The 14,268-nt window shown below is 62.2% G+C and carries 11 protein-coding genes; 7 read left to right on the forward strand and 4 right to left on the reverse strand.

Annotated elements, in window-relative coordinates:
- Positions 1 to 3 precede the first annotated feature (3 nt).
- The gene (gene cysQ, locus FJW03_RS03990) at positions 4 to 801 is read left to right on the forward strand and encodes a 3'(2'),5'-bisphosphate nucleotidase CysQ (protein WP_181165606.1); all 798 of its coding nucleotides are present in this window, start codon (positions 4 to 6) and stop codon (positions 799 to 801) included.
- Between the two features lie 3 nt (positions 802 to 804).
- On the opposite strand, the gene FJW03_RS03995 is transcribed toward cysQ, so the two are convergent.
- The 4 genes from FJW03_RS03995 to FJW03_RS04010 all read right to left on the reverse strand — a co-directional run bounded on the left by FJW03_RS03995 (position 805) and on the right by FJW03_RS04010 (position 4,769).
- Positions 805 to 1,947: a DegT/DnrJ/EryC1/StrS family aminotransferase gene (locus FJW03_RS03995; protein WP_140761335.1), complete on the reverse strand. Its 1,143-nt coding sequence runs from the start codon at positions 1,945 to 1,947 to the stop codon at positions 805 to 807.
- A 228-nt stretch (positions 1,948 to 2,175) separates the two neighbouring features.
- A complete protein-coding gene (locus tag FJW03_RS04000; RefSeq protein WP_140761332.1) occupies positions 2,176 to 3,099 on the reverse strand; it encodes a carbohydrate kinase family protein in 924 nt (307 codons plus the stop codon).
- Positions 3,096 to 3,542: an RbsD/FucU family protein gene (locus FJW03_RS04005; protein ID WP_140610032.1), complete on the reverse strand. Its 447-nt coding sequence runs from the start codon at positions 3,540 to 3,542 to the stop codon at positions 3,096 to 3,098. The genes FJW03_RS04000 and FJW03_RS04005 overlap by 4 nt, the downstream gene beginning before the upstream one ends.
- Complete coding sequence (locus FJW03_RS04010; RefSeq protein ID WP_140610031.1) at positions 3,543 to 4,769, reverse strand: ROK family transcriptional regulator; 1,227 nt, start codon at positions 4,767 to 4,769, stop codon at positions 3,543 to 3,545.
- 269 nt (positions 4,770 to 5,038) lie between these two features.
- Here FJW03_RS04010 and FJW03_RS04015 point away from each other — a divergent pair, with 269 nt between their 5' ends.
- The 6 genes from FJW03_RS04015 (at position 5,039) to glgC (ending at position 14,193) form a co-directional block, all read left to right on the forward strand.
- The gene (locus tag FJW03_RS04015; RefSeq protein WP_181165605.1) at positions 5,039 to 6,016 is read left to right on the forward strand and encodes a sugar ABC transporter substrate-binding protein; all 978 of its coding nucleotides are present in this window, start codon (positions 5,039 to 5,041) and stop codon (positions 6,014 to 6,016) included.
- A gap of 95 nt (positions 6,017 to 6,111) precedes the next feature.
- Positions 6,112 to 7,194 carry an ABC transporter permease gene (locus FJW03_RS04020; protein WP_140761329.1) on the forward strand — a complete coding sequence of 361 codons (1,083 nt, stop codon included), beginning with the start codon at positions 6,112 to 6,114 and terminating at the stop codon, positions 7,192 to 7,194.
- On the forward strand, positions 7,191 to 7,976 hold the full coding sequence (locus FJW03_RS04025) for an ATP-binding cassette domain-containing protein (RefSeq protein ID WP_140761327.1): 786 nt from the start codon (positions 7,191 to 7,193) through the stop codon (positions 7,974 to 7,976). The genes FJW03_RS04020 and FJW03_RS04025 overlap by 4 nt, the downstream gene beginning before the upstream one ends.
- Positions 7,977 to 8,109: 133 nt before the next feature.
- The gene (locus FJW03_RS04030) at positions 8,110 to 10,572 is read left to right on the forward strand and encodes a glycogen/starch/alpha-glucan phosphorylase (RefSeq protein ID WP_140761324.1); all 2,463 of its coding nucleotides are present in this window, start codon (positions 8,110 to 8,112) and stop codon (positions 10,570 to 10,572) included.
- A gap of 107 nt (positions 10,573 to 10,679) precedes the next feature.
- Positions 10,680 to 12,893, forward strand: coding sequence for a 1,4-alpha-glucan branching protein GlgB (glgB, locus tag FJW03_RS04035; protein ID WP_140761322.1), 2,214 nt, complete (start codon positions 10,680 to 10,682; stop codon positions 12,891 to 12,893).
- A 34-nt stretch (positions 12,894 to 12,927) separates the two neighbouring features.
- Positions 12,928 to 14,193 (forward strand): glucose-1-phosphate adenylyltransferase, encoded by a 1,266-nt coding sequence (gene glgC, locus FJW03_RS04040; protein ID WP_140761318.1) that lies wholly within the window; start codon positions 12,928 to 12,930, stop codon positions 14,191 to 14,193.
- Positions 14,194 to 14,268 lie beyond the last annotated feature (75 nt).

Raw genomic sequence — 14,268 nt, forward strand, 5'->3', positions numbered from 1 at the left:
TCGATGCTCGAAATCTTCGAGCATCTGGCGCTGGCGGCTGGACGCGAGGTCATGCGTGTGTTTCACGCCGGTTGCGCGGTGGACCGGAAATCGGACTCCTCGCCGGTGACCGAGGCCGATCGCGAAAGCGAGAAGATCATTCTCGCCGGCCTGCGCGCCGCATTCCCCGACATTCCGTGCGTGGCTGAAGAGGAAGCGGCCGCCGGCGTCATGCCTGCCGATCTTGGCAAGGCCTTCTTCCTCATCGATCCGCTCGACGGCACCAAGGAATTCGTCAATCGCCGCACCGACTTCACCGTCAACATCGCGCTTGTCCGTCGTGGCGTGCCGGAAGTCGGCGTCGTCTTCGCCCCCTGCAGCGGCCGTTTCTTTTCCGGCCGGCCGGGCAGGGCGGAAGCTCTCGAAATCGATGGCGACTTCCAGATCGTCGCTCGCCGGCCGATTTCGGTGAGAACGGCCGCGGCCCCGCTGGCGGTGGTGGCCAGCCGCTCCCACAACACGCCGGAAACCGAAGCCTATATTCGCGACCTCGGTGCCGCCGAGATCGTTTCGGTCGGATCTTCCTTGAAATTCTGCCTTCTCGCCAGTGCCGAGGCGGATGTCTATCCGCGTTTCGGCCGCACCATGGAATGGGACACCGCTGCAGGCGACGCCGTGCTTCGCGCGGCGGGCGGCACGACGTGCACACTGGACGGCAAGCCTCTGGCCTATGGCAAACGCGATCAGGTCGACGACGAGGATTTCGCCAATCCGCATTTCATCGCCAGCGGCAGGGCAGGGACCAGCCCCGCCTGTGACTAACGGTTACTCGGCCGCGGCCTGCGCCGAGTTCGAACCGATATAGTTGCGGATCGTCTCTATGATTCGGTCCTGGTCGGCTTCGCTCAAATAGGGGTGCATCGGCAGGCACAGGATACGCTTCGGCAATTCCTCCGAAACGGCAAGACGCGTCGGCGTGCGCGGATAGTCGCGATAGGCGACCTGCTCATGCAGCGGCTTGACGTAGTAGATGACCGACGGGATGCCCTTTTCGCTCAGATGCGCCTTCAGCCCGTCGCGCTTCGGGGTTTCGATGGCGTACTGCGCCCACGCCGAGCGGCTGCCGTCGAGATTGCGGGCGGCGGTGACAATGTCGCCGAGGCCTTCGGCATAGCGATTTGCCACAATTTGGCGCGCGACCATTTCATCTTCCAGAATGGCCAGCTTCTCGATAAGGATCGCCGCCTGCAGCGTGTCGAGGCGAGAATTGATACCGACACGGACGTTGTCATATTGCGTCTCGCCCTTGCCGTGGAAGGCAAAGGAACGCAGCTTGTCGGCCAGTGCGTCGTCGTTGGTGAACATCGCGCCGCCGTCGCCATAGCAGCCAAGCGGCTTGGCTGGATAGAAGCTGGTCGAGCCGACATGTCCGAAGGCACCGCACATCTTGCCGTCAAGCGACCCGCCCATCGACTGGGCGGCGTCCTCGATCACCATCAAGCCTTCGCGGTTGGCGATGGCCATTATGGCTTCGTAGTCGGCGGCTAGGCCGAACAGGTCAACCGGGATGATCGCCTTCGGTTTCAGCCGGCCTTCCTTCTTGATCATCGCGATCGCGGCTTCGAGGCTGGCGATGTCGATGTTGTAGGTCTTGGCGTCAACGTCGACGAACACAGGCTCCGCCTTGGCCAGCGCCACCACTTCAGCCGTGGCGGCGAAAGTGAAGCTCGGCACGAATACGGCATCGCCCGGACCGATGCCAGCGGCAAACAGCGGCAGCAGCAGCGCGTCGGTGCCGTTGGCGCAGGCCACGACATGCTTGGTGCCAACATAGGCGGCAAGCTTCTTCTCGAATTCCGCGACCTGGGGGCCGAGAATGTAGCGGCCGTCCTCGACGACATGGTCGATCGCGGCTTTCAGCCGGTCGCGGATTCGTTCGCGTTGCGCGCCAAGATCGATGAACTGCATGTCGGCCTCAAAGCTGCCAATAAACCGGCCTGCTGGTAACAGACTTGGCGCGGCTGAAAAAGCCGGCCGAGGGCAGGGCGAATTGCGCCAGTGTCGCAGCTCGTTACCGCCTTTTGCCGGCGCATAGCGCCCAAAAGCCGGAAATCCGGCCTTCAGGGCGCATTTGGGGCGTTCTCTGTCGCGCTTTTCCAGCCCATGGAAACATAAAGTGATCGGCTGGGGCGCGTATCAGCCGATCTCGTGCCGCCAGGGTGGATTGGCGCCGGCGCGCGACACCGTCACCGCCGCCGCCTTGGCGCCGAGCGACAGTGCCTTGCGGATGGTCTCCTGTGTAAGCTCGCCTATGGCCGCCTTCGTCAGCAGGCCTTGTTCATGCAGGGAGGCAAGGATGCCTGCGTTGAACGTGTCGCCGGCGCCGACCGTATCGACCACCGTGACCTTCTCCGGCATCACGGTGACGGCATGATCCTTGGTGTAGCCGACGGCGCCTTCGCTGCCATGCGTGACGACGATGAGCTTCGGTCCGCGATCGAGCCAGTTGCGCACGACGTCTTCACGCGAACCGGCTTCGCCGAACCAATGGAGGTCTTCGTCCGAGAGCTTTACGATGTCGGCCATCGCCATCATGGCGCGGATACGTCTGAGGTGCTTGGCCTTGTCCGGGATGAAATTAGGCCGGATGTTGGGATCGAGCATCATGACGCGATGGCCATGCTCGCGCTTCATGAATTCCTCATAGGCGGATCCAGCAGGCTCCGAGATCAGGCTGATGGCGCCGAACAGCATCGCCTCGATCTCGGACCCGAGCTGCGGCAGGTCGTCGATGGTCAGCATGCGCCCGGCGGTGTTCTCGTCATAGAAGGTGTAGGTCGCCTGGCCATTGTTCAGTTTTACGAAGGCCAGCGTCGTCGGTCTCGGCGACGTGTGGGCATAGGTGGAACTGACCTTGCTCGCTCCCAGCGCGTCCCGGAATTGGCCGCCGAAAAGATCCGATGACAGGCCAGAGAAGAAGCCGGCCGGCGCACCGAGCCGGCCAAGCGCGATCGCAGTGTTGAACACCGCACCGCCGACATAGGGAGCAAAGGCCGGCTCCCCTTCCGTCGTGGTGCGCGGCAGCATGTCGATCAGGGCTTCGCCGCAGCAGAGGATCATGGCTTCTTGGTCTCCGGCGGATAGATCACGCCCTTACGGATGATGATGTTGGCGTAAAGTCGCGGCTCGCTTGTCGCGACGATAGCGTGCGCCGATTTGACCCGTGCATAGAAGTCGGCGCCGGCCAGCGCAACCACCTTGCGGCCCGGCACGCGTTTGGCACAGATCGCCTCCATCTCATGATGGACGGGGTCGGCGAGTGACGGATCGCCCTTCACCGAGGCGCGAAACAACGCCTCCGGGACGACGTCGTCGACCGGCAGGATGCTCAGGATCGCGTCGAGCATCGGAATGAGGGGATGACCGTCGGCCCGGACGAGGCGTCTTGCCTGCTCCTCGGCCGGATAGTTTCCATCGACCAGGGCGATCTCGTCGCCATGCCCCATGGCGCGCAGGGTCGCCAGGAGTTCCGGACCGAGTAGCGCCGGTATTCCGATCAGCATTCAGGCGCTCCTGGAAATCGTGGTCGAACCGACGAGGAAACGCTCCGAAAGCGGCAGGCTGGCACCACCAAGGGCCCGAGCGTGGATGCCGACTGTTCCCTCGCGGACGGCTGGAAGCCTCAATCCTTCGCCGTCAACAGTGCCGATGGCTTCGATGACGGCATCGACCAGCCGCCGCCGTACGGTGAGCGGCATCCAGCCGTCGATCACCGCCGCCTCGAAATCGATGACGGAAGAGGCCGCCACGATGGCGTAGGCCAGCGCCCGCGAGGCGCTGGCGATCCAATCGTCGAGCTCGACGCCGATCTCGCCCCAGTCTTCCGGAGACGTCCACAGATGTGAAGCTTCGACACCGCGGGCGTTGAGCGCCTTTTCCAGCATGGTGATCGATGCGATGTCGATCAACTGGGTTGGCTTGCCCTCGGGGCCTGGCACCGGCATGGAGCCCAGCGCGCCGGCATTGCCGGTAGGGCCACCATAGAGGCGTCCATTCAGCACGATGCCGCCGCCGGCAAAGGCGCCGATATAGAAATAGACGAAGTCGCGGGCGGCTCCTGCCTGGCCGAAGACGAGTTCGGCGCCACAAGCCGAGGTGGCGTCGTTTTGAAGGTAGACGGGAAATTCGCACTGCAACTGGATCTCGGCCCTGATGTCGCGGTGGCGCCATTCATCCATCACGTCCCGGGGCGCGTTGGCCCTATCGGCCCAGTTCCACAATTCGAACGGCATGGCGATGCCGAGCCCGGCAATGCGCTTGTTCTGAGCCGGGCTGAGTTCTGCGCGCATCTTTTCCATGCCCGAGGTGACGAATTCCACTGTCTCGCGCGGCGCCGGGTAGCGGTAGGAGTGCTGCAACATCGAACGGACATTGCCGAGGAAATCAATCAGCACGAGTTCGGCGCTGCGCCGGCCGATCTTCAGGCCTATGAAATACGCACCTTCCGGATTGAGCGCCATCGGAATGGACGGTTGGCCGATCTTGCCGCGCAACGGCGCCTGACGCACGAGAAGATTGTCGTCTTCAAGTTCCCGCATGATGACTGAAACGGTCTGAGCCGAAAGTCCGGTCATACGGGCGATGTCGGATTTGGCGAGGCTGCCATGCTGGCGCACCAGCGAAAGCACGAGCCGCTCATTGTGGTCCCGCATCCCGCTCTGATTGGTGCCTCGGTGAAGCCGACTCTCGGCTGCCTCGGGCGAACCGTGCCTCGCACTGCCGGTCTCCACCCTGGTCCTCCCGTTAATTCCCCTCGGGGCTTTGGGCCAGAATGAGCGGTCAAGGCAAGTGTGTCAATAATAAATAAGAGTGATTTAATTATTGACAGCCAGCGCGGTCTGGTGTCTGCTAAAGCCGGCATCCACGCTGGGATGGTTTGTTTGGATGCTTGTATGGATGCCGGTTGGCCGGCACCCGAAATGGTTCCACTGGGAGGACAATCGTGACCGACAAAAGAGTATTGAAAGCAACAGTTTTTGCCGCCGCCGCGCTCGGCGTGATGGCGTTTGCACCGGCCGCGTTCGCTGCCAATGTCAGCGCTTGCCTGATCACCAAGACCGACACCAATCCCTTCTTTGTCAAGATGAAGGAAGGCGCCACGGCGAAGGCCAAGGAAATCGGCGTCGATCTCAAAGCCTATGCCGGCAAGGCCGAAGGCGACAATGAAGGCCAGGTCGCGGCGATCGAATCCTGCATCGCCGATGGCGCCAAGGGTATTCTGATCACCGCCACCGACACGGCCGCTATCGTGCCGGCGGTCAAGAAGGCGCGAGACGCCGGACTTCTCGTGATCGCGCTGGACACGCAGCTTGAGCCCGCCGATGCCGCGGATGCGACATTTGCAACCGACAATTTCAAAGCCGGCGAACTCATCGGCTCATGGGCAAAAGCGACTTTGGGCGACAAGGCCAAGGATGCCCACATTGCCTACATGGATCTGATAGCCAGCCAGCCATCGGTCGACGTGCAGCGTGACCAGGGCTTCATGAAGGGCTTCGGAATCGACGTCAACGATCCCAAGAAGATCGGTGACGAAAAGGATCCGCGCAATGTCTGCCACGATCTATCGGGCGGCAATGAGGATGGCGGCCATACCGCCATGGAGAACTGCCTGCAGAAAGACCCGAACATCAACGTCGTCTATACCATCAATGAACCCGCCGCCGCGGGCGCCTACCAGGCGTTGAAGGCGGTTGGCAAGGAGAAGGACGTGTTGATCGTTTCGATCGACGGCGGCTGCCCGGGCGTCAAGAATGTGGCGGAAGGTATTATCGGCGCCACCTCCCAGCAATATCCCTTGCTGATGGCCTCGCTTGGCATCGAGGCGATCAAGGCTTTCGCCGACACCGGCAAGAAGCCTGAACCGTCGCCCGGCTTGAACTTCTACAATACCGGTGTGACGCTGATCACTGACAAGCCCGCTGCCGGCGTCGATTCCATCGACACCAAGGCAGGTCTCGCCAAGTGCTGGGGTTGATTTGATCGCCTGATCGGCTCATTTTCGAAAAGACCATAAGAAAAAATAGTGTGGGGCGGCTCCTGCCGCTCCACACATAAGGCGGGGAGGCCGAGTTGAGCATCGAGACAACCAAAGTCAGCGGACCACAGGAGTTCGAAAAGGCGTTGGCCGCGAGCGACGTCAGCGTCGCTTCCTTCGACACGCATTCGCGCACCCCGCTGGAAAGCATCCAGCACAGGCTCCACAAAAGCCCGGCAATGGTGCCCCTGATCATCCTCGTGCTTTCGGTGATCCTGTTCGGCGTCGTTGTCGGTGGCCGCTTCTTCTCCCCCTTCACGCTGACGCTGATCCTGCAGCAGGTGGCGATAACCGGTATGGTCGGCATCGCCCAGACGCTGGTGGTGCTGACCGCCGGCATCGACCTGTCGGTTGGTGCCATCATGGTCCTGAGTTCTGTCGTCATGGGCCAGTTTGCCATGCACTACGGTGCCCCGGCACCCGTGGCCGTCGCCGTCGGGCTGCTTGTCGGCGCGCTTTGCGGCCTGGTCAATGGCGTCCTCATTGCCAGGGTGAAACTGCCGCCCTTCATCGTGACGCTCGGCACCTGGTCGATCTACGCTGCCATCAACTTCATCTATTCGGGCAACGAGACCATCCGCAGCCAGGACCTCGAGGCAACGGCGCCATTGCTGCAATTCTTCGGCAACTCGTTCAAGGTCGGCGGCGCCGTCTTCACCTACGGCGTGCTTCTGATGCTGATCATGGCGGCGATCGCCTGGTACGTGCTCAACCAGACTGCCTGGGGCCGGCATGTCTACGCGGTGGGTGACGACCCGGAGGCAGCCGAACTGTCGGGTGTCCGTGTCGACCGGATGCTGCTCGTGGTCTACACGCTGACGGGCATCATTTGCGCCATTGCCGGCTGGGCGCTGATCGGGCGCATCGGTTCGGTCTCGCCTCAGGCCGGCCAGTTCGAGAACATCAATTCGATCACGGCCGTGGTGATCGGCGGTACCTCGCTGTTTGGCGGACGAGGCTCCATCCTCGGCACCATCTTCGGTGCTCTGATCGTCGGCGTGTTCGCACTGGGATTGCGGTTGTGGGGAACGGATCCCCAATGGACGCAATTGTCGGTCGGCGCCCTTATCATCGTCGCGGTCGGCATCGACCAATGGATCAGGAAGATCTCGGCATGACCCAGGCTCAGGAACCCATCCTCACCGCGCGCGGCCTGATCAAGCGTTACGGTCGCGTCACTGCCCTCGACAGCGCCGACTTCGATCTCTACCCCGGAGAAATCCTCGCCGTGATCGGCGACAACGGTGCCGGCAAGTCATCTCTCATCAAGGCCATTTCCGGCGCGGTGACGCCGGATGAGGGAGAGATCCGGCTCGAGGGCAAACCGATTGCCTTCAAGTCCCCGATGGAAGCCCGCGAAGCGGGTATCGAAACCGTCTACCAGAACCTGGCTCTGTCGCCGGCACTGTCCATAGCCGACAACATGTTTCTTGGCCGCGAAATCCGCAAGCCGGGTTTCCTTGGTCGATGGCTTCGCATGCTCGACCGTCCGGTGATGGAAAAGCGCGCGCGCGACAAACTGACCGAACTCGGTCTGATGACGATCCAGAACATCAGCCAGGCGGTGGAGACGCTGTCTGGCGGCCAACGTCAGGGCGTTGCCGTGGCACGCGCCGCCGCCTTCGGCTCGAAGATGGTCATCATGGACGAGCCGACCGCGGCGCTCGGTGTCAAGGAGAGCCGCCGCGTGCTCGAACTGATCCTCGACGTCAAGAAACGCGGCCTTCCGATTGTGCTCATTTCACACAATATGCCGCATGTCTTCGAGGTCGCCGACCGTATCCACATCCATCGGCTGGGCCGTCGCCTGGCCGTCATCGACCCCAAACAATACACGATGTCCGATGCGGTAGCCTTCATGACCGGGGCCAAGGCACCGCCGGAGGTCCTGGCGGCCTGATCTTGCCAATTGCCGCAGGGGCATTTAACCCGGCAATGGTTTAAATCGATTGAAGACATGCTGCAATGCACTAAGATAGGCTGGGAGAAACTGTGAAAGCCGGTATGATCAGGCCAACTGAACGAGAGGCGATATGACATCCGCCATGACGATCGAAGCCCCCGCTTTCGACAATCCCGATCCCAGAACGCTCGCCGAAGAAGTCTTGATGTCCCTCAAATACAGGGTCGGCAAGGACACCACAGTCGCGACCCAGTACGACTGGCTGACCGCCTCGATCAAGGTCGTGCGCGACCGCATCGTCGACCACTGGATGCAGGCGACGAAAGAGGCCTACGACCAGCGGGAAAAGCGCGTCTACTACCTGTCGCTGGAGTTCCTTATCGGCCGCCTGATGCGCGACGCCTTTTCCAATCTCGGACTGATGGAGAACATGCGCGAGGCACTGACCTCGCTCGGCGTCGACCTCGACGTTATTGCGGCGTTGGAGCCGGATGCGGCGCTCGGCAATGGCGGCCTTGGCCGGCTCGCCGCCTGCTTCATGGAAAGCATGGCGACCGTCGACATTCCCGCGCATGGATACGGCATCCGCTACGCCAACGGCATGTTCCGCCAGGAGATTCACGATGGCTGGCAGGTCGAGCTGCCCGAGACCTGGCTCGACCACGGCAACCCCTGGGAATTCGAGCGGCGCGAACGCTCCTTCGAGGTCGGCTTCGGCGGTTCCGTCGAATCCATCACCACCAAGGACGGCCGGCTCGAACGCCATGTCTGGAAGCCGACCGAGCACGTGCTCGCCGTCGCCTACGACACGCCCGTGGTCGGCTGGCGGGGAAACCGCGTCAACACGCTGCGGCTGTGGTCGGGCATGCCGGTCGATCCGATCCTGCTCGACAAGTTCAACGCCGGCGATCACATCGGCGCGCTTGCCGAAAGCAACAAGGCCGACGCTTTGTCGCGCGTGCTCTATCCCGCCGATTCCCATATGGCCGGGCAGGAGCTCAGGCTGCGGCAGGAGTATTTCTTCTCGACCGCCTCGCTGCAGGACATCGTGCAGCGGCACCTCAGCCAGTATGGCGACCTGAAATCACTGCCCGACAAGGCGGCGATCCACCTCAACGACACCCACCCGGCGATCGCGGTGCCTGAGCTGATGCGGCTCCTGATGGATGTTCACGGCATGGACTTCGACCTTGCCTGGGACATCACCAAGCGCACCTTCGGCTACACCAACCACACGCTGCTGCCGGAGGCGCTGGAGAGCTGGCCGGTGCCGCTGTTCGAGCGGCTTTTGCCGCGCCACATGCAGATCGTTTATGCCATCAACGCCGAGGTGTTGCTCGAAGCTCGCGCGACCAACCAATTTTCGGGCGAGCAGATCAGCCGCATCTCGCTGATCCAGGAGAATGGCGACCGCCGCGTGCGCATGGGCAACCTGGCCTTTGTCGGCTCGCACTCGATCAACGGCGTCTCGGCGCTGCATACCGAGTTGATGAAGGAAACGGTCTTCGCCGATCTCCACAGGCTCTACCCTGATCGCATCAACAACAAGACCAACGGCATCACGCCGCGGCGCTGGTTGATCCAGTGCAATCCCGGGCTGACATCGCTCGCCCGCGAGACGATCGGTGACCGTTTTCTCGACGACATAGACGCCATCAAAGGGCTCGAGGCCTTTGGTGACGACAGCGCGTTTCGCGACAAATTCGCCGCCGTCAAGCGGCAGAACAAGGTGCGGCTGGCCAATCTCGTCGCCGACCGGCTCGGCATCAAGGTCGATCCCTCGGCACTGTTCGACATCCAGGTCAAGCGCATCCACGAATACAAGCGCCAGCTTCTGAACATCCTCGAGGCGATCGCGCTCTTCGACCAGATCCGCTCGCATCCCGAGCGCGACTGGATGCCGCGCGTGAAATTCTTCGGCGGCAAGGCCGCGCCCAGCTATCACAACGCCAAGCTGATCATCAAACTCGCCAACGACGTCGCCAGGGTCATCAATCGCGATCCGGCGGTTCGGGGTTTGCTGAAGGTGGTGTTCGTGCCGAACTACAATGTCAGCCTGGCCGAGATCATGATGCCGGCGGCCGACCTGTCCGAGCAGATTTCGACCGCGGGCATGGAAGCGTCGGGCACTGGCAACATGAAGTTCGCGCTCAACGGCGCGCTGACCATCGGTACGCTCGATGGCGCCAATGTCGAGATCAAGGAGTGCGTCGGCGACGACAACATCTTCATCTTCGGCCTCACCACGGCAGAGGTCGCCGAGCGGCGTAACAATGGCTACAACCCGCGCCGCATCATCGAGGCTTCCTCCGAACTGGCGCAGGCGGTCGCGGCCGTCTCGTCGGGCGTCTTCTCGCCCGATGATCCCAATCGCTACCGCGATCTCATCAACGGTCTCTACGACAGCGACTGGTTCATGGTCGCGGCGGATTTCGATGCCTATGCCGCTTGCCAGCGCGACGTCGATGCGGTCTGGCGCAACAGCCCCGATTGGAACGCCCGGGCAATCCGCAACGTCGCGCGCGTCGGCTGGTTCTCGTCCGATCGCACCATCCGCCAATACGCGAAAGAAATCTGGAACGTGCCTGTCTGATGTGATTGCATGAGACCGCGAACAATGTGGTCCCGGGATGTGAGTTGAGTGCCAGACTCACGTCACCGAAAGACAAAAACATGGTGCCCTGGGAGGGACACTGCCTGATGAGGAAGCCGAGCGCGACCGCGGCGACAAGCGGGCCGGACGGACTGGCGCCAGCCAGCGATGTTGCGGCAATTGTCGCCGGCACGCACGGAGATCCGTTTGCGGTCCTTGGTGTCCATGAGATCGGCAAGGGCCTGTTTGCCCGCTGCTTCGTCCCGCATGCAGAACTCGTCACCGCCTACACGCTGACCGGCGTCAAGGCAGGCGAATTGTCCAGGCGAGACGATGCCGGTTTCTTCGAGGGCAAGCTGTCGATCAAGAAGCGGCAGCCGCTGCGCTATCACGCCAGGAACGCCGGCGGCGACTGGTGGCTGACCGATCCCTATTCGTTCGGCCCGGTGCTGGGGCCGATGGACGACTATTATATCGCCGAGGGGTCGCATCTCAGGCTGTTCGACAAGCTTGGCGCGCATATCATCGAGCACGAGGGCGCCACCGGCGTGCACTTCGCCGTCTGGGCTCCAAACGCTCGGCGCGTGTCGGTGGTCGGCGATTTCAACGACTGGGACGGCCGCCGGCATTCGATGCGCGACCGTCGCGACACCGGCATCTGGGAGGTGTTCATTCCCGATATCGGTGCCGGTCGGCCCTACAAATACGAGATTATCGGCCCCGATGGGGTCAGGCTGCCGCTCAAGGCCGACCCGTTTGCCTTCAAGTCCGAACTGCGCCCGGCGACGGCGTCGGTGACCGCGGTGCCGCCGTCGCATTCATGGGGTGACGAGGCGCATCGCACGTTCTGGCGCAATGCCGATCCCCGACGCGAGGCCATCTCGATCTATGAAGTCCATGCCGGCTCCTGGCAGCGTCGCGACGACGGGACGTTCCTGTCATGGGATGAGTTGGCCGACCGGCTGATCCCCTATGTGGTCGAGACCGGCTTCACCCATATCGAGTTCATGCCGATCTCCGAACATCCCTATGATCCCTCCTGGGGCTATCAGACGACTGGTCTCTACGCGCCGTCGGCGCGTTTTGGCGATCCGGACGGCTTTGCCCGCTTCGTCGATGGCGCCCACCGCGCCGGCGTCGGCGTGATCCTCGATTGGGTGCCGGCGCATTTCCCCGTCGACGAGCACGGCCTGGTCCATTTCGACGGCACCGCCCTCTATGAGCATGCCGATCCGCGCAAGGGCTTTCATCCCGACTGGAACACCGCGATCTACAATTTCGGCCGCCGCGAGGTGATGTCGTTCCTGGTCAACAACGCGCTGTTCTGGGCTGAAAAATACCATGTCGACGGTCTGCGCGTCGATGCGGTCGCCTCGATGCTCTACCTCGACTATTCGCGCAAGCAGGGCGAATGGATCCCCAACGAGAAGGGCGGTCGCGAGAACCTCGAGGCAGTCAGCTTCCTGCAGAAGATGAACAAGGAGCTCTACGGCCACCATCCCGGCGTCATGACCATCGCCGAGGAATCGACCTCATGGCCGAAGGTCTCGTCTCCGGTCCATGAGGGCGGGCTGGGCTTCGGTTTCAAGTGGAACATGGGCTTCATGCACGACACGCTGGAGTATTTTTCCAAGGAGCCGATTTTCCGCAAGCACCACCACAACGACCTGACCTTCGGCCTGGTCTATGCCTTCTCGGAAAACTTCGTGCTGCCGCTCTCGCATGACGAGGTCGTGCATGGCAAAGGCACGCTCTTGGGCAAGATGGCCGGTGACGACTGGCAGAAATTCGCGACCTTGCGCGCCTACTATGGTTTCATGTGGGGCTATCCCGGCAAGAAGCTCTTGTTCATGGGTCAGGAATTCGCGCAGCGCCGCGAATGGAGCGAGGCGCGCGCGCTCGACTGGAACCTGCTGGATTTCCGCCCGCATCGCGGCGTCTGGCAGACGGTGCGCGATCTCAACTATCTCTACCGTTCACGGCCGGCACTGCATGGCCGGGACTGCGAGCCGGAGGGCTTTTCCTGGCTGATCGTCGACGACAGCCAGAATTCGGTTTTTGCCTGGGCACGCAACGCGCCTGACGGCAACCCGGTGGCTGTCATCTCCAACTTCACGCCGGTGCCGCGTGACAATTATCGCGTGCCGCTGCCGAAGGCCGGCAAATGGCGCGAGATCATCAACACCGACGCTTCCGAATATGGCGGCTCCGGCATGGGCAATGGCGGCATGGTCGAGGCGAGGGAGGAGGGCACGGGCATCTCGGCAACGATGCTTCTGCCGCCGTTGTCGACGATCATGTTTGAATTCGCTGCCGACTGAGCCACGGCGAGACTGAGTAACTTGGGAGGGTAGAATGGCAGACTTGAAACGGACCCAGCCGCTGGCGCGCGATGCCATGGCCTATGTACTGGCTGGCGGACGCGGCAGCCGTCTCAAGGAACTGACCGACCGGCGCGCCAAGCCGGCGGTCTATTTCGGCGGCAAGACGCGCATCATCGACTTCGCGCTCTCCAACGCGCTCAACTCCGGCATTCGCCGCCTCGGCGTGGCCACGCAGTACAAGGCCCATTCGCTGATCCGCCACCTGCAGCGGGGCTGGAACTTCCTGCGGCCCGAACGAAACGAGAGTTTCGACATCCTGCCGGCGAGCCAGCGCGTGTCGGAAACGCAATGGTATGAAGGCACGGCTGACGCCGTCTACCAGAACATCGACATCATCGAGGCCTACGGGCCGGAATACATGGTCATTCTCGCCGGCGACCACATCTACAAGATGGACTATGAGATGATGCTGCGCCAGCACGTCGACGCCAATGCCGACGTCACCGTCGGCTGCCTCGAAGTGCCGCGTATGGAAGCGACCGGTTTCGGGGTCATGCATGTCGACGCCAAGGACACGATCATCTCCTTCATCGAGAAGCCGGCCGATCCGCCGGGCATTCCCGACAAGCCGGACTATGCGCTGGCCTCGATGGGCATCTACGTGTTCAAGACCAAGTTCCTGATGGAACAGCTGCGCCGCGACGCCGCCGAGCCGGGTTCGAGCCGCGATTTCGGCAAGGACATCATCCCCTATATCGTTGAGCACGGTAAGGCGATCGCGCACCGCTTCACCAAGTCCTGCGTGCGTTCGACCGCCGAAAACGAAGCTTATTGGCGCGATGTGGGAACGGTCGACGCCTATTGGGAAGCCAATATCGACCTGACCGACGTGACGCCGGAACTGGACCTCTACGATCGCGACTGGCCGATCTGGACCTATGCCGAGTTGAAGCCGCCAGCAAAATTCGTCCATGACGAGGATGGCAGGCGCGGTTCGGCCGTGTCGTCGCTGGTCTCGGGCGATTGCATCGTCTCCGGCGCGTCGCTGAAGAAAAGCCTGATCTTCACCGGCGCGCGCATCAACTCCTATTCGACGTTGGAAGAGGTCGTCATGCTGCCCGACGTTCATGTCGGCCGGAACGCAAAGTTGAAGCGCGTCGTCATCGACCACGGTGTAAGAATACCGGAGGGGCTGGTGGTCGGCGAGGATCCCGTGCTCGACGCCAAGCGCTTCCGCGTCTCGGAAAAGGGCATCTGCCTGATCACGCAGGACATGATCAACAAACTGGGGCTCTAGAGCAATTCCAGGAAAAGTGTGAAACGGTTTTCCGCCCGGAATTGCTTGGAAACCCGGAATTTGCTTGGAAACGAA

The sequence above is a fragment of the Mesorhizobium sp. B4-1-4 genome (assembly GCF_006439395.2).
In the GTDB taxonomy this organism is placed as follows: Bacteria; Pseudomonadota; Alphaproteobacteria; order Rhizobiales; family Rhizobiaceae; genus Mesorhizobium.